Annotated in this window: 23 protein-coding genes and 1 tRNA gene; 4 read left to right on the top strand and 20 right to left on the bottom strand. The window is 53.3% G+C overall.

Translation table 11 applies throughout. The annotated features are described in order from the left end of the window. Window position 1 precedes the first annotated feature (1 nt). From ACR0KS_RS00545 to ACR0KS_RS00535, 3 genes are all read right to left on the bottom strand, one after another. Window positions 2-2,329 (bottom strand): ATP-binding protein, encoded by a 2,328-nt coding sequence (locus tag ACR0KS_RS00545; protein ID WP_170567949.1) that lies wholly within the window; start codon window positions 2,327-2,329, stop codon window positions 2-4. Between the two features lie 129 nt (window positions 2,330-2,458). Next, window positions 2,459-3,913, bottom strand: a complete 1,455-nt coding sequence (locus ACR0KS_RS00540) for a DNA cytosine methyltransferase (protein WP_170567948.1) — start codon at window positions 3,911-3,913, stop codon at window positions 2,459-2,461. Between the two features lie 81 nt (window positions 3,914-3,994). Further along, the gene (locus tag ACR0KS_RS00535; RefSeq protein ID WP_170567994.1) at window positions 3,995-4,414 is read right to left on the bottom strand and encodes a DNA mismatch endonuclease Vsr; all 420 of its coding nucleotides are present in this window, start codon (window positions 4,412-4,414) and stop codon (window positions 3,995-3,997) included. 227 nt (window positions 4,415-4,641) lie between these two features. Between ACR0KS_RS00535 and ACR0KS_RS00530 the strand changes: the two genes are divergently transcribed. Then, window positions 4,642-5,106, top strand: coding sequence for a hypothetical protein (locus tag ACR0KS_RS00530; RefSeq protein WP_170567947.1), 465 nt, complete (start codon window positions 4,642-4,644; stop codon window positions 5,104-5,106). Window positions 5,107-5,604: 498 nt separating this feature from the next. Here ACR0KS_RS00530 and ssb read toward each other — a convergent pair whose 3' ends face one another. The 6 genes from ssb to ACR0KS_RS00500 all read right to left on the bottom strand — a co-directional run bounded on the left by ssb (window position 5,605) and on the right by ACR0KS_RS00500 (window position 9,974). After that, complete coding sequence (gene ssb / locus ACR0KS_RS00525) at window positions 5,605-6,045, bottom strand: single-stranded DNA-binding protein (protein WP_170509589.1); 441 nt, start codon at window positions 6,043-6,045, stop codon at window positions 5,605-5,607. Then, the gene (locus ACR0KS_RS00520; RefSeq protein WP_170509593.1) at window positions 6,032-6,862 is read right to left on the bottom strand and encodes a hypothetical protein; all 831 of its coding nucleotides are present in this window, start codon (window positions 6,860-6,862) and stop codon (window positions 6,032-6,034) included. Before ACR0KS_RS00520 ends, ssb begins: the two co-directional genes overlap by 14 nt. Window positions 6,863-6,958: 96 nt before the next feature. Beyond that, window positions 6,959-7,243, bottom strand: coding sequence for a hypothetical protein (locus ACR0KS_RS00515; RefSeq protein WP_170700166.1), 285 nt, complete (start codon window positions 7,241-7,243; stop codon window positions 6,959-6,961). 255 nt (window positions 7,244-7,498) lie between these two features. Beyond that, a complete protein-coding gene (locus tag ACR0KS_RS00510) occupies window positions 7,499-7,891 on the bottom strand; it encodes a thermonuclease family protein (RefSeq protein WP_170696568.1) in 393 nt (130 codons plus the stop codon). Window positions 7,892-7,914: 23 nt separating this feature from the next. After that, entirely contained in the window at window positions 7,915-8,307 is a 393-nt protein-coding gene (locus ACR0KS_RS00505; protein ID WP_170568216.1) for a Clp protease/crotonase-like domain-containing protein, read from the bottom strand. 386 nt (window positions 8,308-8,693) lie between these two features. After that, window positions 8,694-9,974, bottom strand: coding sequence for a hypothetical protein (locus tag ACR0KS_RS00500; protein ID WP_170568215.1), 1,281 nt, complete (start codon window positions 9,972-9,974; stop codon window positions 8,694-8,696). A gap of 404 nt (window positions 9,975-10,378) precedes the next feature. Between ACR0KS_RS00500 and ACR0KS_RS00495 the strand changes: the two genes are divergently transcribed. Then, window positions 10,379-11,062 (top strand): helix-turn-helix domain-containing protein, encoded by a 684-nt coding sequence (locus ACR0KS_RS00495; protein ID WP_170700164.1) that lies wholly within the window; start codon window positions 10,379-10,381, stop codon window positions 11,060-11,062. Beyond that, window positions 11,055-12,377 (top strand): VWA domain-containing protein, encoded by a 1,323-nt coding sequence (locus ACR0KS_RS00490; RefSeq protein WP_170568213.1) that lies wholly within the window; start codon window positions 11,055-11,057, stop codon window positions 12,375-12,377. Before ACR0KS_RS00495 ends, ACR0KS_RS00490 begins: the two co-directional genes overlap by 8 nt. A 1,408-nt stretch (window positions 12,378-13,785) precedes the next feature. Here ACR0KS_RS00490 and ACR0KS_RS00485 read toward each other — a convergent pair. From ACR0KS_RS00485 to ACR0KS_RS00460, 6 genes are all read right to left on the bottom strand, one after another. Continuing rightward, window positions 13,786-13,860, bottom strand: a tRNA-Phe gene (locus tag ACR0KS_RS00485). A gap of 79 nt (window positions 13,861-13,939) precedes the next feature. Further along, window positions 13,940-14,122, bottom strand: coding sequence for a DNA gyrase inhibitor YacG (locus tag ACR0KS_RS00480; RefSeq protein ID WP_170486320.1), 183 nt, complete (start codon window positions 14,120-14,122; stop codon window positions 13,940-13,942). Then, the gene (locus tag ACR0KS_RS00475; RefSeq protein ID WP_170567921.1) at window positions 14,119-15,141 is read right to left on the bottom strand and encodes a ribonuclease E/G; all 1,023 of its coding nucleotides are present in this window, start codon (window positions 15,139-15,141) and stop codon (window positions 14,119-14,121) included. Before ACR0KS_RS00475 ends, ACR0KS_RS00480 begins: the two co-directional genes overlap by 4 nt. Continuing rightward, window positions 15,138-15,716 carry a Maf family protein gene (locus ACR0KS_RS00470; protein WP_170486322.1) on the bottom strand — a complete coding sequence of 193 codons (579 nt, stop codon included), beginning with the start codon at window positions 15,714-15,716 and terminating at the stop codon, window positions 15,138-15,140. Before ACR0KS_RS00470 ends, ACR0KS_RS00475 begins: the two co-directional genes overlap by 4 nt. An 11-nt stretch (window positions 15,717-15,727) precedes the next feature. After that, window positions 15,728-15,946: a translation initiation factor IF-1 gene (gene infA, locus ACR0KS_RS00465; RefSeq protein WP_005978431.1), complete on the bottom strand. Its 219-nt coding sequence runs from the start codon at window positions 15,944-15,946 to the stop codon at window positions 15,728-15,730. A 90-nt stretch (window positions 15,947-16,036) separates the two neighbouring features. Next, window positions 16,037-16,912 carry a carbon-nitrogen hydrolase family protein gene (locus ACR0KS_RS00460; protein WP_170567920.1) on the bottom strand — a complete coding sequence of 292 codons (876 nt, stop codon included), beginning with the start codon at window positions 16,910-16,912 and terminating at the stop codon, window positions 16,037-16,039. A 212-nt stretch (window positions 16,913-17,124) separates the two neighbouring features. Here ACR0KS_RS00460 and ACR0KS_RS00455 point away from each other — a divergent pair, with 212 nt between their 5' ends. Further along, window positions 17,125-17,325, top strand: coding sequence for a DUF1059 domain-containing protein (locus tag ACR0KS_RS00455; RefSeq protein ID WP_170385525.1), 201 nt, complete (start codon window positions 17,125-17,127; stop codon window positions 17,323-17,325). Window positions 17,326-17,377: 52 nt separating this feature from the next. Here the strand turns inward: ACR0KS_RS00455 and ACR0KS_RS00450 are convergent, their stop codons facing one another. The 5 genes from ACR0KS_RS00450 to hisD all read right to left on the bottom strand — a co-directional run bounded on the left by ACR0KS_RS00450 (window position 17,378) and on the right by hisD (window position 21,187). Beyond that, window positions 17,378-17,971, bottom strand: coding sequence for a GNAT family N-acetyltransferase (locus ACR0KS_RS00450; protein ID WP_170567919.1), 594 nt, complete (start codon window positions 17,969-17,971; stop codon window positions 17,378-17,380). Continuing rightward, window positions 17,964-18,362 (bottom strand): ketosteroid isomerase-related protein, encoded by a 399-nt coding sequence (locus ACR0KS_RS00445; protein WP_170567918.1) that lies wholly within the window; start codon window positions 18,360-18,362, stop codon window positions 17,964-17,966. The genes ACR0KS_RS00450 and ACR0KS_RS00445 overlap by 8 nt, the downstream gene beginning before the upstream one ends. A gap of 2 nt (window positions 18,363-18,364) precedes the next feature. Next, the gene (locus ACR0KS_RS00440) at window positions 18,365-18,817 is read right to left on the bottom strand and encodes an arsenate-mycothiol transferase ArsC (protein ID WP_170567917.1); all 453 of its coding nucleotides are present in this window, start codon (window positions 18,815-18,817) and stop codon (window positions 18,365-18,367) included. A 3-nt stretch (window positions 18,818-18,820) separates the two neighbouring features. Then, complete coding sequence (locus ACR0KS_RS00435; protein ID WP_170567916.1) at window positions 18,821-19,300, bottom strand: UPF0262 family protein; 480 nt, start codon at window positions 19,298-19,300, stop codon at window positions 18,821-18,823. 585 nt (window positions 19,301-19,885) lie between these two features. After that, the gene (gene hisD / locus ACR0KS_RS00430; RefSeq protein ID WP_480693083.1) at window positions 19,886-21,187 is read right to left on the bottom strand and encodes a histidinol dehydrogenase; all 1,302 of its coding nucleotides are present in this window, start codon (window positions 21,185-21,187) and stop codon (window positions 19,886-19,888) included. Window positions 21,188-21,226 lie beyond the last annotated feature (39 nt).

The following is a 21,226-nucleotide window of genomic DNA, read 5'->3' as shown; positions in this document are numbered from 1 at the left end:
TTTAGGCCTGCCAATTCTCAAGTAGCCTTAGTGATGCAACCGAACGAGCGTACCTTAATCGCCAACTTAGATCTTTGTTAATTGCCGAAACGCCGTCCTCTTTTAGCCAAAGGATATCAGCGAGTGTTTCTATGAGCTCGGACACTGCCGGAGAGGTTGCGGCACTTTCCCCTTCCTCAAAAGGTGTGACAAAGAATAGCCCGTTTGTAACTAGTTGCGGCCAACCTTTGACGAGTTCGATTACAAAGCGGTTTGAGGTGTATTGAACAAAGTCCCCTGATATTATTCTCTCCTCAACCTCACTTTTCGAGGCCGACTCAGCTTGCTGGGCCGCTCTCTGTATGTGCGCGATTTGATCAACTGGGATGTCTTCGATGGCGATGGGTGAGACCTCAGGTAGGTTGGCGGCAAAGTGCCGCTTGAGCCCCTCTACTAGAGCTGAGGCATTAGCTTCTGTTTCTACGACTGAGTTGGATAACTCGGGAAAGTATTTTTCTCGAAGTTGTCGCTCTATTGTTGAAACAGGATACTCGCGGGGACTCTGTTGGGAAACGGCAAGAAAATGATGGGCCAAATCCATTAGCAAGCAATCAACCGGCTTTTCCAAGCTTTCCTCAAAAAATGAAGACTGCGAGTTGTAGTCGAACTTTAGTGAATATGCTTCCGGGCGTACGGAGTAGGGTCTCCCAAACACATCCTCGTCATGCTCATAAGCTTCAACCGTAATCGTCGGTTTTCCCGGTAGTGCTTCAAGTTCATAAGGCCCGCTAAGCCTCGTGTCCTTCAGGAATGATGGCTGATCTGAAGCGTCGCCATGAGTTGTTTCATTCTTTGAAACTGACGATCCCTCGTCGTCAGTGTCGTCTTCTTCTGGGTCATCGTCGATTGGGAAATCACCCGACGCATCATCCGCTCCTTTTGAACTACCCCCTTTCTTAGCTTTCTCGGCTTGCAGAACCAATTCGTACCATTTGCTATCATCCTGATACGCTGTTTCTCCAGCTTGAAAACGCTGAAAAAATTCTTGAATTGGACCGGAGTTTAGCCCTCTGCCGTCTGCAGTCCCAGGTACAAGGTCTTTCAGCCCAGCGGTTCCCTTTCGATAACCAGCAAATAGACGGGCCAAAGGGCTGTCATTTTCAGGCAACATCATACGCTTAGCGATCATGGGCTGAATTGGTGAGTTTCCTCTGACAAACTCGACTACGTGTTTCCACTCTGGGTCAAGCTTGTCAAAAGAGTCTTTCTGGTGAGATACTCTAACGAAGTCTATCTCAAGCTCTCCGACTATCCTCCCCCCCCAGTGGGTGGCATCAACGGGGTATTCAAATAGTCTTTCTCCGTTCTCATCCACGAAGTAAAATAGCGATTTATCGAGTTCTTCTATGACACGCCCATTTCTAATGAGGTCTATCCCATAGTTTTCCTTGTCAAAGAACCGCTGAATACCAATCCATCCGCGTAGAGTTCTTTTTCGTTCCACGACGTTTTCGGAGTGACCGCATGCGTTACAGTTTTCTTCGATATCGGAGAGCCAAACCCAGCAGGTCGAACAAAATCTCCGGCTCGGAAGCTCTTCCTTAATGGGGATAATCGCGGGCACCTTGCCAAACTTTGCAGTCTCGACACTTCGCTTTTTGTCCCAAACACAGTGTTTTTTTGGCACGACCCTGTCGCCGTCGTACGAAAGGACAATCCCCATATTCTCCATAATGCGGCCATATACTTTTCCGAGACGCGTTATGGTTTTTCGTTTTCCAGCCCCTCTTGTCAGCGCCCGTATTCTATCCCCCTCTAAGAGGGAAACTCGAATTCTCGTACCATGATCTTCATTCGCAAGCTCTGTTTCGGACTTAGGTTGCGTCTTTATTGGAGCCTCAAAAGTAGCATTTCGTTCCAACTCATCGAAATCGATAATGATACCTGTCCAATCTCCCGAGTCTTTGGTCGATGTCCAGACCTCTGTACGTCGCCCTAGTCTGGCAGTGGAGATATTAAACCCCATTCCAAAGAGACCCATTTTCTCAACCGGATCGTTTCCCGAGTAGCCAGCGCGGACAGCATCACTCATTTGGTCAAGCGTCATGCCTGTTCCATTATCCGATATCTCAATGAACCCAGTTCCGTCCTTCAGTTGAGCTTCGGTGGGCAACGCTATAGAGATCTTTGGATTGATAGGAGGAACGCCGCTGTGAAGTTGGTCGATAAAGGCGTCAATCGAATTGTCGATGAGTTCTGCGAGACATTGCCAAGGAGCGAAGTCTATTTGACCCAACATGCGTAGGACGCGCGGGGAAGGGGTTATGTCAACATGGGGAGTGCCGGTCACTTCACTGGTCTCCTAATTTCAAAGTTGCAGAATGCTGCAAATCAACCATGAGACGATTTGATCACAGCGTAACTAGCCTTAACTCTAGGCGTTGTTACTGCACAAAAAAAAGTTCTTGTTCAAGTTAGTCTAAGCAGCATGCTCCGGACGCTCACCCTGACTCGCTCCATACTTCTTCAAAGCTTGTAAGATGGCTTCACCCACGGCCCGACCGAGCCGAGGGGGAACCGCATTCCCCACCTGTGTATATTGCGGCACCTCGAAACGGCGACGCAGGCTGCCGGTCGTCTCTTTTGAACGGAACTCAAAGTGATCGGGAAACGATTGGAAACGAGCTAATTCGCGGACTGTTAGTGTTCTTGGTTGATCAGGGTGTACATAATCATCTGGAAGACTAACAACCGTAGGACTGGGCGATGACCAAGAGAGAGGCCTCTGGCTGTGTTTGCGAGTACCCAACCCCAAAATTAGTTCAACCAACTCGTTATGGGATATTGCGAGTACAGTTCCGTCTGGCGCTTTCGCTGGAATCCTCGCTTTGGCTACGGCTTCAGAAACGAGCAACTGTAGGCCTTCACGCGGTGTTTCAGCCGTTTTTGGAATCGCCAGAACCTTCGCCGGGATGCCCTGATCCCTAAAATATTGGTAGAGGCGGAAGCGTGTTTCTATTGGGCGCGAATGCTTGCGGAGGTTGTGGTTTTTCAGTTTTTTGTTTTTTTTACCTTGTTGCGACTTGGGTATCCAAGAAGTGTCTTGGCGCATTTCCCGCGCGTATTCCGCGATTTTTCTCTTTCGGCTGTAGCCTTGGGAGTCCAGATCCGAAATAGCATCATGAACGGTGAGAATCTCGTCGCCAAAGTGGGTAGCTACCGGAGCCAAACTCGGACGTTTTTCAATCTGAAGACTCCCGATCAAATCATATTCGGACTTCCAAATCTTCTCTGAAAAAAAAAGGCCGAGTTGGGAAGAAACATCTCTGCGCAGCCCCAACAGCATGACCCGCGGCCTATGCTGTGGTACGCCATAGTGCATTGCATTTAAGAGCACCGGTTGAACATCGTACCCTTTGCCAATTCCTTGAAGCGCCAAGCGCAAGTCTGAGAAGGGAGAACGCCTCCCATGTTTCCTAAAGTCTTGTGTCATCCCCGACACGTTTTCAATAACGACAGCTTTAGGCTCTACAGCTTCGACAAACTCAAGGAACTGCCACGGTAGGCTGTTGCGGACATCCTCAGGGTTTCGCCGCCCAGCTAAGGAAAACCCCTGACAGGGAGGCCCACCTGCCACTAAATCGATTTTCTTCGAACGCAACTTGTCGAGCGTTTCAGGGCATTTCAGAACAGCGGATAGCTCCTTTACGATCAGTTTTCTTGATGCTTGTTCGCCGACGCTGGTTCTCGCTGATGCGAAATCTTCCCAAGCACTTTGGTCGGTAATAGGTTCGACGAAATTGTGAAAAAACGTCTCGGCAGCCATTTCTGACTTTTCAACCGCCAGCTCTAACTCGAAGCCCGCATACTCGAGCCCAAGCGAAAACCCTCCGCATCCAGCGAACAAGTCTACATATGTAAATTGCTGCTTCATTCACCTGCCTCTCCGATTCGAGAGGAATCATAGCGGAGAACCAGTGCAATGCCAGGCTTTTTCCCCAGGAATTTTTATCAGTCAAAGGTGTTTTTCGGAGAGTATTTCCGAAAGCCTGGAAGTCAAAACCAAAGGATTCTTTGCCTCGCACTCCCAAACGGTATGAACTGACCAACCCAAGCCTTCAAGAGCTGCTATAGTTTCCTTGTCTCGTTCAACGTTTCTAGCAAGCTTGGGCTTCCAGTAGTCTTCATTGCTTGCAGGCACCCTACCGTCTTTACAGTCTTGGTGTTGGTGCCAAAAGCATCCATGCACGAGAATAATCAGTTGGTGTTTGGGAAGTACAATGTCAGGTTTACCGGGCAGGTCTTTTCTGTGTAGTCGAAAACGGTATCCCATTGCGTGAAGTGCTTTCCGAACTGCGACTTCGGGCTTGGTATCTTTCTGTTTGACACCACGCATGATCCTGCTTCGCATTTTCGATGACACAAAATCTACCATACCAAAAATTAGCATTTCCTCAGTAGAATGGCCAAGTTGCTCTTCCAATACAGGACGCAGTACTAGTTCCCCGGTCTGCTGCGGCAGCAGCTAGTGCAGCGATGCTGGAAGTGTTTAGGGAAAAGGCGGGAGCAGAGGGTCAAGTTGAGATTTGGTGCGGGGTTGAATGACCTCCATGAGGAGTACGGCAACGTCAGCTGGTTACATTAGCTTGCCAGTTAACGTGGATGACTGACGCCACGACCACCTCGTTGCTGGAAGAACTGGCTCGACGTGGAGGGGGTCCTACGCCGCAGGATGTCGCTATCCTCGACGCCTCCGGGCGCGTCCGTGCGACCTATGCGTTGTGGGAGAAGCATCTGGGGAACCTCGTGCGGCTGCCCTCAGTAGCCAAAAGCTACGGGAACCTCACTGTCCACGTAATGGACAAGGGGTCTGGGAAGAACGCGTGGTTGAAGAACGGCGAAGCTCTGGCTCAGGAGGTTGCCCAACTGATCGACGGCAAGCCCGAGGAACCGTGGCTGGTTGTGTATCACAAGGGAGTCAAGAACGGGGCCATTCCCGATCAGATCATAGTGACGCCCCGACCAGAGGCACCTTACGGTTGCTACCTGATGTCTTCAGTCGACGCCAAGGATGCTCTTGGATTACTACGTGAGGCACTGGGTCATTCAGCTCGAAATCCTCTTTGAGCAAACCCGCAAGCGCGCCGTCGCGATTTATTTTTTTGAGCCTTAGTGACCTTGGTTCAGGCCATGCGAGCGCTGCAAGCCACAGAGTATCGACGTGTAGAATTTGGTCGAAATGATGGCTCGGCTGATTGGCCAACAGGTGCGCCAGATCAAAAGATCCAAGATTGTGGCCAACTACGAATTCCGCACCCTGAATATACTTGATTAAGCTATTGGCACCTTTGCTCGCGTCTGAGCCTCGCCAATGGAATGTCTCTTCGCTGTCTGAGCGAATAGAACCAATAGCAATTATTCTCGAGGTTTCCGGACAAACCTCGAGATCAATCGCAGCTATCTGCTGCACGCAATCAGCGTCGGCTATTGGTACGTTTCTGTCCATCTGCCTGTCATACGGTCAGTTTAATTCAATGAAGTACGCTAAGTGCCACAGAATAAAGTCAATAATTTGAATACGATCAAATCGCGTGTATCTCGCGCAACACTGGCAGCTCGACGCTTCTAAAAAGGCGGATCAGTGAGATCCCAATCATCTACGTTGGATTTTGGTGATCCAGCATTTATCGACTCTGCGGGACGCTCTTGTTTGTTGGTTTGTTCCCGTTCAAGTTTGAAGAGATTGCAAGCGAAACCATCCAGCACCACCTCGGTCCTGTAGCGTTTTTCCCCTGCTTTATCTGACCAGCTTCTTGTCTGGATCTTACCTTCAACGTAGACCTTTGCCCCTTTTTGAAGTTGTTCAGCTACCCTGACTAGGTCTTCACGATACACCGCGATAGAATGCCACAGAGTACGCGATCTCGGCTCTCCGGAAGCGCGATCCTTCCAGCGTTCGCTGGTTGCAAGACTAAGATTGCAAACCTTCTTCCCAATAGAGATTTCATTGATCTGAGGATCTCTTCCGAGATTCCCCACCAAGATAACTTTATTAATACCCGCCAAAGTGAGCACCCTCTCTTAACTTGTTATAACGCTGCCATCCCAGGTAGTTTTCCGGGCTGTTTTTGCCTTTGCTCGCGCCTTGGGAGTACTTTAAGTACCGCTCTGCATCCTCAAGACCAGAGCCGCTTCGTTCGAACAGATCCATGAATGCAGCCGCACGCTCCGTTGCCAAAATGCTTCTTTGCATATCTGTCAGGTCGTGCCGAATTCGTGTTCCAACCAAACAATCTGATGCTTCTAGAGCAGCACGCGTATCAAAAGACCAACGTCGGTAATACGCGAGATGGATCAGCAAATCGGCGGGCATGTGGTCTTCGACCTGGCTTGCCCAATTCTCGACAATGCTTCGCCCAATTTTGATCGAAGCGGGCCAATGCTCCGAAAAGTTCTCTAATTTTTTTACGGCTGAGTAGAACTTATGTCTTGTCTCGCGATCAGTCCGCGAAAACTGCGTTGTCCACGCCCATCTGACCAAGCGAAGGTCATCCAGGTTTTGAATAGAAACAACTGGGAGACCATTGCCTGTAAGTTTGTTGATGATGTCTCGACGTTCGTCGGCCGGAGTCTTCGTTGTTCGGATCAGATTGTGTAAATCATGATCCCTTGGAACAATCAAAATCCAATTCGAAAGAGCCTGTCGAAGGAGTTTCCTGACAGCTCCGTTGGCGTCAGAAACTTCGAATCCTGCGTTGTCCACGCCTCGTACAACATATTCGTCTTCGTTGTCCGGATTGTACAAAAGAATGCCATCTGCTGGACAATCATCGTTGGTTGTCCAAACATGGAAAAACTCATGTAATTCAAATTCATCGTCCATACTGAACTCCGCACGCGTATCCTAATTCTACCTTGGGATCCGGCCTGCCAATAACTTGCGAAAAGCTGCCAAAAGCTTGCTAGCAAACGCCAAAACTTATAGTTTTGCCAGTATTTTCAGCTCAGGCAGAACTTGAAGCGCGAACTTGTCGCCTTCATGCGCTCCCGACCAGTTCCCCATCTGAAGCCAGGCCAACGGTAAGGCTTCACTTAACGCAGCAAGGGTTTTGTGCGGTGTTCGCTGAATAATTCTTGCCAGAGCGTGCCGTCGAATACCGACAATTGTTTGAAATTCGGTTTCCCCTGAAACCGACCAGCTCAATCTTTGTATTGTCAGACCAACTTCACCGAACTTGTCTTTCCCAGGTGCCCATTGCCGCACTTAGTTCCTCTGCGGGAGAATGCGTGTTGAGTGTTCTTGCGTGCTCAACCTCTGTTCCAACGCCTTGCGAGACGCCTAGGCTCGGGTGCAATATCCAGACCGAAAAAGCTGCAAAACCAATAGTTCGAAGAAACGAATGAATTCTCTGACAAGCCATGGCTCTAAAGTACTATCCTGCTCTACGTTTTTATCATTCAAGCGAAGTAGCGCTTTGATCTATTGGTGCCGTTCACTTTCTGTGGCGTACTGGGCTGGTCAGCAGTAAGGAGCTCTTGCCAATCGTGACTTTGCAGCAGGTGTCTCGTATTTGCGGTAGCGGCCACCACTATATCGCGCGCAGTCCAAAGCGTAACCCGCAGCTATGACGGCCGCACCGATATCCTGTCCCTCGGCGTAGCAGACGCCCACGTAACGGTCGTATGTTCGTTCGCCGGTAAGCTTGCATTCGACCGCTTTGCCGCGAAGGTAATTGACCATCCACCTCCGCGCTTCGCGCCCTGCGGCGGCGCCCAACTCAGGAGCATCAACTCCTTGCAACCGCACAGGCGTGCCATCGACAACAATTGTGTCTGCATCACGCACTTGGAGACCACCCGCAGTGGCAGTCGTGGCGAACAGCGCCGCAGCAATGGTTAGCGTCTTTAACAAGGCAAAGTCCTCGGTGTCCGGTGTTAGTCGATTATTTGGGTTGCTATGCGGGTGTCTACGAGTTCATCCTCGACTAGCGCATAGATCTCCTCTGGAGGAGTATTCAGCGAGTATAGCATGAGCGCAGGATCTACGCCCATGTCGATGAGATGCTGCATGGTTTCTCCTTGCCCTTTTTGGATACTCTCGACGGCGAAAACGACTGGTATCAGGCGGGGCTGCTCGTAGTAGTGTTGGTGCATACCCACAAAGCCGCGCAGCGAGACAATGCGATCTTCTCCACCTGCTAGGATGTAAGGGCATGAGGACACGCACATAGCGCCAGCCAGAACGGCAGAAGCCAGCTCAGCCTCTCTAACTTTCTTACCGATGGACAATGCCTCTGAAACCAGCCCTCCTGGACTGTGAAGAGCCACTAGGTCAGGCTTCTCCTGCATGTCCGACAAGTACGAAGCGAAGCGAGACGAGTCATCCACCTCTATCTGACCGCTGAGTAGAAGTACCCTCCCTAGTCCTTCGACTTCCTGAACTGAGAAGTCCAATCGGTCAGGAAATGCTTCAGGTACGGGGACGTCTAGTGGCCCGTCTTGAGGCACAAGCGATGGATCACTGCGATCAGTGCGGTACTCGCGGCGTTGATCACCGGGGGATATAGGTCCTGTTGGGAGTTCAACACGCTCTTTGAACGGGCTGGGGATTACACCAAGAACGTCCGACGCTATTAGAACGCCCGCAATCGCTAACTGCAGAATCAGAATGTAGCGCAGCCAAGAGCGCGGATCGAGACGACGAAGCAGGCCCATCACATTTCATCTTTTTGTGAAGTGGCGCGGTTGAGGATAGCTGCGTCGGCCACGCCCATTGTCGCCTCTACGTCCTTCATAGCATTCATTGCGGCTCTAAGGTCAGAAAGCGTCAGAGTATCCTCGATGCTCATGCCGTCCTTTCCACTGCGGATTGCGGCCTGTGTGATAGCCAGCACAAACACCAAAACAGCGGGTAGCAAGTCGATGGCTATTGCTCCGGCCCAGGAAGGGACGAAGTTATGGGCGTACTTGATTACCGCATCGGCACTAGAAATCGGATTGTATGCCGTCTCAATGGGCGGCTCCATGTCTAGCACCTCGTCCGCAGCGTTCTTGAGTGTCTTGCTGCGTTGGTCCAGTGCATTCAAAACTGAGTTGATTGTGGATGATTGCGCATCTCGTACGTCGGAACTGCGCCCATCAAGTTCAGGAAGTACAACCGAGGATGGCAGGTCCTCAGCGGCGCGGGCAACAAGCGGTGCTACGCTGTACTGGTTGAGACGTGAGATGACACCAGCTAGCTTGACGCTCTCCTCAGAAAACTGAACCGAGCGGCGATCTACTGGACCGGGCGCAACAGTAAGCTCGCGCATTTTTGCAAGGATTTCGTTGCCCTTCTGGAAGGCTTCATCGATAGGTTCCTGCTGCGCTGAGATCTGCTCTTCAAGATTGCTTAACTCTTCAGCCTTTTGTGTCAGAACGCGAAATACGGCACCCCGACCGGCGGTTCCTGAGAGATCGCCGGACTGCTCAAGTTTAGCAAGTTCTTCAAAACTCTGGCGAGCGCGCTCCACTTCGCGGCCCAACGCTTGGCCACTTAGGGCTATGTCATGGGCTTGCTCAAGAGCGGCTTGGTAGTCTCGGACAGTGTTTTCCAGGTGTTGTTCGACTGCTGCGGAGCCGGCGAGAGCCGCTGCATTTAGCCAGCTGGACATAGCAATTATTGCGACAGACCCTACAATTGTGGAGATCGTTAGACCAATGAATCCACTCGCCGTTCGCATTGAAGGCAGCAACCGAAGCATGTAGCTCCAAAAAACAAAGATCCCGACAGAAACGGCGATTGAGTATGCGACGGCGGCAAAGAAAGAGACTGCACCGTTATCTTCCAAAAGAGAGGAAACACCAAGATAAGTGTAAATCCCGGAAGCTATTGCGAGAACGCCTAAAGCCGCGGGTGTAAACGTGTCCAGCCAGGCTAAATGACTTTCGAGTTCCTTGGCCGTCCGCAGACCTTTTGCTTCTTCGGCCGTCAGTCGATCCCTATTCTCCGTCATGTCTAACTCGTGCTCCGAACTCATTATCGCAATGCAACAATAAATAATCATCTATTTGCAGGATTTACATCGAAGCGCACGTAACGTCACCGGGAAGGTTTTACTTGCGTGCACCCGCCAAAAATTTTGGAAGTTACGCCAAAACTAATGTGGGGATGACAACAATTCTTTCTCAAACCTGCGGCATAACCTGCGCAGTGTGGTCGACGTACCTATCGCCCGACAAATAATCGTCATTTCTTATCATATAGTACCTAAGAAAATACTTACAGCAGCCGCCTCTTCGCATGCCATCATTTTAGCTCGCCAATCAATAAATGAGAGGCGACGTAAGTACTGAATTTACTACAAACCATGATATCGACAACTTGACATGTCGAGATGTCGACATTATTCGATTCGCTATGAACGATGGAATCACACTTGAAGAGCTGAGCGAAAGAACCGGGGTGGAACCTCGAACATTGCGCTCATGGATTAGCGAAGGACTACTTTCCCCGCCAAGCAAATCGGGGAGAGGAGCAACCTACCCTAAAACAAATGTAGGGCGGGCCAAGGCGGTTCTGACGTTAAAAAATGCATACGGCATGACGCTGGCAGACATTGGACGCCGGTTCATGACTGCAACGGAAGAACAGATAGAAGAATGGGCTGAGGAGCTACTAACCACACCCAGATCGCGAGGTTCGGGGCGAGAATATCTCAGAAACATTGACACACAAAGAGAGGTGCCGCTCGCATACAAAATGGCTCCGATGCCGCGTGCCAGATCTGAAGGCCGACACAGCGAAGAAAGGCGCGAATTGTTCGGTGACAAGAAACCGCGTTTCAGTGAAAGGCGGGAAGCAAAACGCCTTGAGAGAGAAGAGAGCCTCGCCAGTATCGAGCAACTGATCGTCAGTTTGGAAGAGCTTTTCGAGGGCCCAGCGCCTCGTCGTGCCCGAGGCATGATCTGGAACCGAATCTCCATCACTCCAGACCTGGAGCTTTCGATCAGAGGAAAGCTTGAACCAAGAGAGCGCGCATTATTCGAACAACTCGCGGACCAGCTCCGCGCAATACTAATAGGAGGCAAGAAACGTGACTGATATTAACATTGAACTGAAGTGCCAATTTGACCGTGAGCTGTTTTGGGAGCGCGGCGACTCCGTTCGCTACTTGGTGGCCAAGGTAAGAGCCTCGGATTGCAACTCGTCTTCTAGACGCGACCGGGAACCATTGAACATTGCTTTGGCAATTGACGTCAGTGGCTCGATGTCAGGTGGAAAGCTTGAGGCAGCAAAGCAGGCAGCGTTGGGCCTCGTGCCGAAGCTATCAAGCCAAGATCGTTTGACGCTTGTTTCTTTTGGTTCGGACGTTGTTACTCACCTGGATGCTGTTTCGGTCGACGACAAAAACTTGCCAGAAATCCAGTTTGAGATTTCGCGCTTGCGGACGCGTGGATGTACAAACTTGAGCGGTGGGTGGTTCCAAGCTGTTGACCGTGCCGCCGCCGTTTACGAGGCGGACTCCAGACTGCCGCCACGGGTCATTATCCTAAGCGATGGGCACGCCAACGAAGGCGTTACGGATCCTCTTGAACTCCGCCGGCATGCGAGCGAATTGCGCAAAAGAGGCGTAACAACTTCAGCACTCGGTATTGGAAATGGATATGATGAACAACTGCTGCGGGGCATCTCTGAAGATGGAGGTGGAAGACTGCATGATGCCGAATTTGACACCGAAATTTCATCGGTTTTGCTCGGTGAGCTAGAAGACATCTTCTCTACCGTGGCCGACAACGTCGAAGTTTCAATTCAGTATCCAGCTGGGTTTCACGTAGAAATCCTCGGCAAATCCTCATCTCTTGGACACGCGGGACGCTTAAATGTCGATTTGGGGCCCATTCAAAACGAAGTGGAACGCGCGGTGGTAGCAAAGGTCACTTGTCCGACGTCCGCTCATAAACAGCGATTTGAATTCACAGCGAGCGTTTCTGCCAGCTCAGTGGAAGGCGGCGAGCCATTTCAACCGCAATACAGTACTGCCCTACTTACGGCTGCCGAAAGAGGAGAAAACGCAAGGTGTCCAAAATCATCGGAACTTGCGTCGATAGTAGCAACACATTGGCAGGCCCACGTATTGAACCGCGCGGGGCAAATGAACCGAGACCGAGCGTTTCGAGACGCGGCCAACTACGTTGAAAGAGAGTTACGGTATTTTGAGGCATATGTTCGCGAATTGCCGGGAAGCCGGGAACTGGTGCGTGGCCTAAAAGTACTCGCGCGGCACGTAGACCGTGATATTTCTCCGAGAATGCACAAAGAAATGACACTCACCTCGGAGCTTGCGTTTCATCGCCGCGCGGACCACCGTGGAACTGCAAAAAAATCCTGGGTGGATCGTATGGCAGGTGGAGATTGAAGGGTTGCCAAAAATTCAGGGATTCCGAGCCTTTTTGCACGCCGCCTACTGGCGTGCAAACTCGGCAGCATGGTAACCATCGCCTCCGAAAAACAGTGTCCAGATCGACCAGAGGCCAGTTATGCATCAAAAATCAGATTGGTCCGCTCAGGTGGGGCTGATCATGGCCTCGCTATAGATTGGCCGAAGCTCTCTGGCGGGAAACATCGATCAATGGAATTGCCTGATGCTCGAAAACAGCTCTGGCTCGCAAACGCGCGACAAAACGGACACCTGGGGCTTTGGAAGCAGTATGAGGAAGAGCAATCGGCTCAGAACATGAGCTATTGAAACTATCTGCCAGCAAAACTTTACGCACAGCGGTCACAGAACAGAATCATCGGATGCAAGCTTGGTATCGATTCTCTGCTTAAGAATGCTGGCAGCACCGCGCAACCCGGTTCGCGATTGCTTCTCCGGGAAGCACATCTTGAGGAATGTGTTCGCGCAGAGGATTTAGTAGAAGGTTCCTTTCACGACCGCCAGCTTCTAGAAAAACCGTCTTTGGTGCGTCGAAAACCGAAAGCAATACTCCACGGAGGCCCTCGGGGTCTCTAATCCTGAGATCTGAGGCCATGGACAGAGCGGAACCTTCAAAAAAGTAGGATTCTGCATTCTCCGTGACATCCCTCGCAAACCGCAGGACGTGACGCAGATGGCTTGGAGGAAGCACCTTCTTATCTGCCTCTGACATGCGAGTGATACAGCCAAGGCTTTCTGTCAAATAGTTTGTCATTAAACGACCGCTCCAGCTTGAAGTCCGGACAAACCAGCAGACTTAAATTGCGAAAGCCCGTTTAGCTCAAACGACTTGATTACCCGTCCAGCAAAGCCCTTCCGCACGGTCGACCTTGAAGCCTGACGGCTTCTTTGAGCCCAGATGTGAACCCTCACATACGAGTGTTGTAGTTTTTCAGTTACCATTGGTGTGCTGCCCATAACGTTTCGAAGTTACGTTATGATTTCCAAAAACCGAGAGATTTTCAACGCTGAAAGCTCACATATCTTATTGATTTTATTAATTAAAGAATAGATGCGCTTTCTCCAAGGATAGCCAAGAATAGTGACAAGAATAGATGCTGAAAACCAAGGATAGTGGCGTTGCGATTTTGCAACATGTCGTCTCTCTATCCTTTTTCAGACGGCAGCCATTTATCCTTGCCTACGACGCGGACCAGTATTTTCAAGAAAGACTTGGCCGGCTGTTATGACTGAAACGGAATACAGCTGTATCCAGAGTAGGGCGTTAAGCGTTCAGAAAAACATCTTAATCTGGGGTCAAATGGTACAGGTATGGTACACAGACCAAATCCGGTGAAACCAACCAGCATCCGCCTCTTAGGTTTTTTAATCATTTCAGATATTTAAATGGTGCCCGGGGGCGGAATCGAACCACCGACACGAGGATTTTCAATCCACTGCTCTACCCCTGAGCTACCCGGGCACGGGAACGGCGACTGCCGTTGGGTGGGGGCGTTCTATGACTTGCCACTGGCAGTGTCCAGAGCCTTTTTCACATTTTTTCAATGTGGACGTTGCAGCCCTTTATCTTCTGACGGCATGTCGGTTTCGACATCCTCTTCGCGCTGAGAAGGAACGGAATATGAGCCATTCAGCCACTTGGCCAAATCAATATCAGCACAGCGTTTTGAACAGAACGGACGAAACTTCGTAGCGGTGTCTTCTCCGCAGATCGGGCAGCTCACTTCAACACCTCCGACAGAGGGATTCGGCCCCGTTTGCGCTGCAGCTCGAAGTGCCCAAGCGGGGTCCAACCCGCCAATGTTGTCTCAATCGGGTCGGTCTTGAAAGCAGCACGCAGAGCCGATTCAAAACCGCGGCGATCTTTCTTGGGCATGGGGGCCAGATCCAAGGTGATTTGCCCGCCCAGACCGCGCACACGTAGCGCACGGGCCAACCCCTTGGCACAGGCGAAGTTGGCCTTGGTTCCTGCCGCCAGCGACGTGTCGGCCCCTGTATTTACATCTACGGCGACCAAGGCGCGGGTTGGCTGGATATAGAGGTGACCGCCCCCAGGCAACGGCTCGGAAATCCCTCGGGCGACGTCCAGAGCGTCAAGCACCCCGTGCGCATTAAAGCCGCCAGCCTGCGTTACGACCTCGGCCGGGTCCGTCCAGTCGCGCCATGCAAGAACATGTGGCCCATCGCCCTCCAGCAGGCGTTCCGGCTCGGTCCCTGGATCATTTATGACTTCATCAGCATGAGCCAACATCGCGTTGATATCCTCGGCGATCTCGCCTGCATCTTCCCCGACGCAGCACGACCGCAGAATCAACCCGTAGGAACTGCCATCCATACACTCATGAGCGATTTCCAGAAGGCGGTCACGCTCATCCTCGTCCCGGATAGAACGCGAGATGTTCAGCCCCGGAGCGTCGGGCGTCACGATCGCATAGCGGCTTTTGAACAGCGCCCGATCCGTGACCGGCAACGCCTTGCCCGGCTCGGCATAGCCGGTCACCTGAACCAGCATCAAGGCACCGGGTGACAAGCCTTTGACCTGACGCAAAAAAGCGGGTCCGTCCGGAGTTGTCAGGAACATGCCGCCCTGCCCTTTGACCGGACGGTCTGCGCGGGCGCGATATATTGTTCCGGGCACAGGCGCGTCCCCTGCGATCAGGAAATCGTCAAGTTTTCCGTCGACCATCAACGCCGCGGCTTCGCGGTTGTCGATGTGGTCCAATACGATGGTGCGGCCTTTCATGATGCCTCACGATATAGGGGGTAGCCGATGCCTTGCAGCAATGCGGCGGTTTCAGACAGTGGCAAGCCGACGATACCTGTGAAGGAACCGGAAATCCAAGGAATGAACGCGCCTGCTGGTCCTTGAATCGCGTAAGCACCCGCCTTGCCCTGCCAATCGCCGGTCGCCAGATAAGCGTTGATCTCAACGTCGGACAGGCGCTTGACCTTGACCTGAGAGACCACATCGCGCTGTAGCACACGCTCGCCACGCCGAACCGCGACCGAGGTGATCACCCGATGGCGACGCCCGGACAGAGCGTGCAGAAATTCGGCCGCCTGCCCTGCGTTCTCGGGCTTGCCCAATATCCGGCGCCCCAGCGCAACCGTGGTATCGGCGCAGAGGGTGATATCATCACTATCCGCCTGAACCGCCTGCACTTTTGCCCGCGTGATGCGGTTGCAATACGGGACGGGCAATTCGCCCTTCAGGGGCGTTTCGTCGATATCTGGGGCGCGGATGGCATCGGGCTGCACGCCAAGCTGGGCCAGCAGGTCCAGCCGCCTTGGGCTGCCCGATCCTAAAATAAACGCCATTGGGTGGGGCGTTACTTGAAGCGGTAGTTGATCCGACCCTTGGTCAGATCATAGGGGGTCATCTCGACCTGAACCTTGTCGCCGGCCAGAACACGGATGCGGTTCTTGCGCATCTTGCCTGCCGTATGTGCGATGATCTCATGGCCGTTTTCCAGCTCGACCCGAAACGTCGCATTAGGCAGGAGTTCCTTCACGACACCGGGAAATTCGAGCGTATCTTCCTTGGCCATGTTGTCTCCATCATTACGTTGCACTCGCAGAATCTGCGAGGATGTGCGCCTAAATGAGCCTATTTTGGGCTTATTTCAAGGCCGGAATCACTAAAGACGGGATAATGTGACCGATTCGACTCGGGAAGTCTGCTCGTCCCAATGGCTGCGGTTCAGTACATGACCGTCCGCACGAACCGTCGCGATGGCGTTAAGGTCGATTTCCGCGAAGGTCCAGCCGGGCTGATTTAGCGCACCTTCCGCCAGCACACCTGTTGCGGGGAACCCCTTGTCAGGCGGGCCAAAAATGCCGCCGGTGCCGGTGTTCATGTCCACAGCCTCGGACCAGTCATTGTTTCCCACGAGGGAAGCCATCACCGTAACGCATTGATTTTCCAACGCTCTGGACATCGCACCGATGCGTACACGCCAATAGCCGGACAATGCCTCGGTGCAGGATGGTACAAGTATCAGATCCGCGTCGCTCAGCGCGCGACCCAGCAAGGGGAATTCGCTGTCATAGCAGATCAGCACGCCGATCTTACCCAGCGCAGTATCGAACAGCTTGAGGGGGCCACCGGGGGCGATGTCCCACTCCTCGCGCTCGAACCGGGTCATGATCTGTTTGTCTTGATGATCCTGCCTGCCATCAGGTGCATAAAGCGCTGCTCGGTTCACCGGGCGGCCCGAACCGTCCACAACCGGGGCCGACGCGCCCAGAATATAGGCCTTATACTCCCGTGCCAGCCGCTGGTGCAGGGTGCGCACATCTTCCATCCGGTCGGATACTGCGTGGATTGACCGCTTCAAATCGCCCGCAACCTCAGCCCCATCCAGCGTAGACAATTCCATCGCGCCGTATTCGGGAAAAACCAGCAACTCGGCCCCCTGCCCGACCGCATCGCGGACCCAGCGTTCCAACTTGTCCTCATACTGCGCCCAGCTATCGATCCAATCGAGGTTATAGGCGGCGGTTGCGACTTTCATTTGGGGGTGATCCTTTGGGCCGATTTGCGCGACTTTAGTCAGTTGCGCCTCGATCTGTACAGTCTCATTGCAACCGCAGTGACGAACCCACATCCGCGTCCGATTTGGGCGAAAAGTAAGAGGCATTGAGTGTTCGGCCCCACGTCCGCGCCACCGGATTCGGAGGAAGCCCTCAGTTTTGCTATAATTTCCTGAATGGGAGGAGGAACACTATGGCAAATGCGTTTTCATATGCTTGTCGCGACTGTGAAGGCATGGAGGCTTGCCCCGCGAGCGTAGTGGCAGAAACGAAAGAAGAAGTTTGGAAGCTAATGGAGCTTCATGCGCAAGTCGCGCACGGCGAAAATCCGGGCGACTGGGATAGCCAAACGCGGGAATACTTAGGAACTCTGATCAAGCCAGTAAGCGTCTGATTAACCGGAATACGCAGCTGCACAGCCGCCCGAAAAGCATATCATGGTTGACCTACAAGTCTCTGATCCAGAATTGCAGCGGCTTCGGTGTCTCAGCGTCCTGCCCGATGTCTTTCCACGAAAACTGAGCGATCGCTCCGGGCAGAGGCGCATATCCCCGCGCGCGCCAGAACACGTCTAGCGGTCGGTAGTTCCCGGGCCGCATCGGATGATCCGCCGGGCGCTGCACCCCGCAGAAAGCGCATTTTTTGAAGCCCAGCGCACGTGCATGCGCCTCACGCAGATCGAAGAACTTATGGCCAACACCCTGCCCTCGGTAGTCAGAGAGCAAAACGGATTCCGCACAGTAGAAGATTTGCGACAGGTCCAGACCTGTGCCCTCAAAAGCCGCCGCAAAATCTTCGGAATGGTCGGTCAAAGGGGCGCCGGTGGACGCGCCGATCAGTCGATCGCCATCAAAGGCACCCACAACGATGACCTTGTCGCTATCACGGTAGGATTGCAGGTATTTCCGCTCGTAATCCAGATCGCCGTCATACAGGTATGGCCACGCCCGAAACACCTCGATCCGCAGGCGGGCAACGTCGTCCAGAGCAGCCTCAAGCGCCGCTCCGGTCAGAGGGCGGACGGCTGTAACCTCAGCCATTCGAGACCTGATTGGTCCAGTCGGCGAGGTTGTAGAAGGTCGTGACGCGGGTGATTTTTCCGTCCTTCAGGTCAAAGAACGACCCGGCGGGTAGACGATAGGTCTGGCCGTGCGCATCGGGCAACCCTTCGTCGGTTTCCAGATAGGTGCCGTTCACTGTGAACTCGGCCGCCGCGCGGGTGCCGCCTTTGGCGTCGAAAACCACGATATCGGTCAGATTTTCACGATAGCAGCGGTTCATATGGGCGCAGAAGGCCGCGAACTTTTCTTTGCCAACACGAATTTGGCCTTCGTTCACGTGGTGGGCCACGTCGTCGGAGAGACAAGCCAGCATGCCCTCGACATCACCTGCATTGAAGGCATCGAAATAGGTTTTGACGGTCTCGTTCATGATCACTCCGTAGGCTCGCCCCAGCGGTCTTTCAGATGCTTGATGATCTGATCGCGGGTCTGTCGGTAGTGATGTAGCTTTTCTTCCCGGCTCTCGCCCAGTCCAGTAGGGTCCATTATTGGCCAATAATCGACATCCAGGTGGAAAATCCGGGTCAATTCCAGCGCCCGGCGCTGGCTGGCGGGCGACAGGGCGACGATCAGGTCAAACGAGCTGAGGTCATCGCCCCATTCCTGCATCTCATCGAACGAACGCGAGCGATGGCGGGACAGCTCGACTCCGATTTCCTGGCAAACTGCGATGCAGAAACCGTCGACTTCCAGATCGTTGTGAACCCCGGCGGACTGGACATACGTGCCAGTGCCATAGAACTTTTTCATGATGCCTTCGGCCATCGGTGACCGAACCGAATTATGGTCGCAACAGAACAGGATGGACTGCGGCAGAGGCGTCACCCGTCACCCCCCAAAATGCAGCACGCAGATCAGCGTGAACAAGCGGCGGGCCGTGTCGGTATCAACTTTGGCCTTCCCTTCCAGCCGCTCCTGCAGGACCCGGCTGCCTTCGTTATGGATGCCGCGCCGGGCCATGTCGATGGTTTCGATCTGACTGGGCGGCAGGGACTTCACAGCGTCGAAATAGCTTTCGCAAATCTGGAAGTAATCCTTCACCACCTGCTTGAACGGTCCCAGCGAAAGATGGAACTCAGCCGCTTTCTCCTCGGCCTCTGTCGCGATGTCGAACACCAGCCGTTTGTCGCGGATCGACAGCTGCACATGGTAGGGGCCATCCGGCACCGCCCTGTCCTCACGCTTGGGCAGGACAAACGAGTTGTCTTCCAACAGGTCATAGATCGCGACCTTGCGCTCCTGCTCGATCTCGGGGGTCGGCGGAGGCAAATTGCGGTCGTCCAGTTCTATATGCGAAATGCGGGTCATGTGCGTGCAGTCCGTTCAGGTCGGATCAGGCTTATCGCAACAAAAATAATTGGACAACGCGGGAATGGGTCAAATCGGATACTCCGCTGGGTCAATTCCGTGCTTTTGCAACAAATGATCGACCAGAGCACCTTAATTGAAGTTCCCTATCTCTGCGAACATGCCGCGAAACCATGAACCAGGGAGGAACGGCAGTAAGCTCTCCACGAGCAGCTGCCATTTCCATCTCACCATTTCCTGCGGTTGCCGCGGGGAAAGAGATACTGGCTCTTTGTCTCCAGTGGCCGCAGTGCGTAGATATCCGCGTCAACCCAGATGTCAGCAGTCTTCTACAATAGCTTCAGCCGGAACAAATCTGCATGAACCGCCACGGACCGGTTGATCGGGTCGCGGTATATTTCAGGCACAGGTGTTCCAGAAAGCAGAATCGAAGTCCGATCCAAAGAGTTGCCACACGTTCCAACTATGATTTCTTGGTGCCTGACACCCAGCTCCAGGCCGCCGCAGATCAGAGGCGCGATTCAAGCCCCGTCAAACCAACTGATGCAGCGGCAGGCAGACAGAGACCACAGAGCCATAGAGGGTTCACTCGTTCAATCTTTTCAGCCGAGCTGTAACGGACAGTCCGTGCGCCTCAAGACTTTCTGAACCGGCCAACTGCTCGGCCGCGGGGCCAATCGCCCGCAGAGCCTCGGGCGTCATGTGGCTAAGCGTCGTGCGCTTGAGGAAATCCATCACACTCAGACCCGAAGAAAAGCGGGCTGATCGTGCAGTGGGCAACACATGGTTTGGGCCGCCAACGTAGTCCCCGATTGCTTCGGGAGTGTACTGGCCCAGAAAGATTGCGCCTGCGTGAATGGTTTTCTGACTAAGCGACAAAGGATCAGCCACGCAAAGCTCCAGGTGCTCGGGCGCGATACGGTTGGACAGGGCAGCAGCCTCGTCCAAATCACGCACCGTGATGATGGCCCCGAAGTCGCGCCAGCTTGCCCCCGCAATCACGCGGCGTTGCAAAGTTTCAAGACACTTTTCCACCGCTTCTGCCACGGCCTGACCAAAGGCGGCGTCATCTGTGATCAGAATCGACTGCGCACTTTCGTCGTGTTCGGCTTGACTGAGAAGGTCCAACGCAATCCAGTCAGGGTCGTTGTCCTTGTCAGCTATAACCAAAATCTCGGACGGACCCGCAATCATGTCGATGCCCACTTTGCCGAACACTCGGCGTTTTGCTGCGGCGACGAAAGCGTTTCCCGGCCCGGTTATCTTGTCCACTGGGGCAATCGTATCCGTGCCATAAGCCAGCGCCGCGATCGCCTGCGCTCCACCGATGCGATAAATCTCGTCCACGCCCGAAAGTTGTGCCGCCAGCAAGACAAGCGGGTTCACCTGACCGTCCGGCGTTGGCACGGCAATCGCCAACCTCTCAACCCCGGCCACTTTTGCCGGAATAGCGTTCATCAGCACCGAAGACGGATATGAAGCCAAACCGCCCGGAACATACAAACCGGCCGCCGAAACTGCGGACCAACGCCAGCCCAGTGTCGCGCCGGTTTCCTCGACCCATTGATGGTCAGAGGGCATCTGTTTTTCGTGATACACACGGATGCGATTTGCCGCCAGCTCAAGCGCGGCTCGATCCTCGGGCGAAACTTGCGCGACCGCGTCTGCGATTTCTGCCGGGGAAAACGCCAAAGTGTCAGGCGTAAGGTCCAGCCTGTCGAATTTGGCCGTCAGCTCAATAACTGCCGCATCGCCACGAAGACGCACGTCATCAATAATCTGCGCCACGACAGCGACCACGTCCGGGCTGTCCTCGCGCTTGGCGGACAACAGGGTTTTGAACGCAGTCTCGAAATCAGACGAAGTCGTATCTAGAAAAACGGGCATATTGTGCTCTCCGGGGCGTTTCATCGGGACATATCGCCC

It is taken from the genome of Ruegeria sp. BC7 (assembly GCF_056539165.1).
Note: the sequence above shows the minus strand (reverse complement) of the source record. Positions and strands in the feature narration are given on the sequence as shown.

Coding starts and splice junctions, on each gene's coding strand:
- ACR0KS_RS00445 (WP_170567918.1), bottom strand. CDS start 18,362: ATGAACGAGACCGTCAAAACCTATTTCGATGCCTTCAATGCAGGTGAT.
- ACR0KS_RS00450 (WP_170567919.1), bottom strand. CDS start 17,971: ATGGCTGAGGTTACAGCCGTCCGCCCTCTGACCGGAGCGGCGCTTGAG.
- hisD (WP_480693083.1), bottom strand. CDS start 21,187: ATGCCCGTTTTTCTAGATACGACTTCGTCTGATTTCGAGACTGCGTTC.
- ACR0KS_RS00540 (WP_170567948.1), bottom strand. CDS start 3,913: ATGAAGCAGCAATTTACATATGTAGACTTGTTCGCTGGATGCGGAGGG.
- ACR0KS_RS00530 (WP_170567947.1), top strand. CDS start 4,642: ATGACTGACGCCACGACCACCTCGTTGCTGGAAGAACTGGCTCGACGT.
- ACR0KS_RS00500 (WP_170568215.1), bottom strand. CDS start 9,974: ATGACGGAGAATAGGGATCGACTGACGGCCGAAGAAGCAAAAGGTCTG.
- ACR0KS_RS00470 (WP_170486322.1), bottom strand. CDS start 15,716: ATGGCGTTTATTTTAGGATCGGGCAGCCCAAGGCGGCTGGACCTGCTG.
- ACR0KS_RS00535 (WP_170567994.1), bottom strand. CDS start 4,414: ATGGTAGATTTTGTGTCATCGAAAATGCGAAGCAGGATCATGCGTGGT.
- ACR0KS_RS00455 (WP_170385525.1), top strand. CDS start 17,125: ATGGCAAATGCGTTTTCATATGCTTGTCGCGACTGTGAAGGCATGGAG.
- ACR0KS_RS00520 (WP_170509593.1), bottom strand. CDS start 6,862: ATGGACGATGAATTTGAATTACATGAGTTTTTCCATGTTTGGACAACC.
- ACR0KS_RS00460 (WP_170567920.1), bottom strand. CDS start 16,912: ATGAAAGTCGCAACCGCCGCCTATAACCTCGATTGGATCGATAGCTGG.
- ACR0KS_RS00495 (WP_170700164.1), top strand. CDS start 10,379: ATGAACGATGGAATCACACTTGAAGAGCTGAGCGAAAGAACCGGGGTG.
- ACR0KS_RS00435 (WP_170567916.1), bottom strand. CDS start 19,300: ATGACCCGCATTTCGCATATAGAACTGGACGACCGCAATTTGCCTCCG.
- ACR0KS_RS00475 (WP_170567921.1), bottom strand. CDS start 15,141: ATGAAAGGCCGCACCATCGTATTGGACCACATCGACAACCGCGAAGCC.
- infA (WP_005978431.1), bottom strand. CDS start 15,946: ATGGCCAAGGAAGATACGCTCGAATTTCCCGGTGTCGTGAAGGAACTC.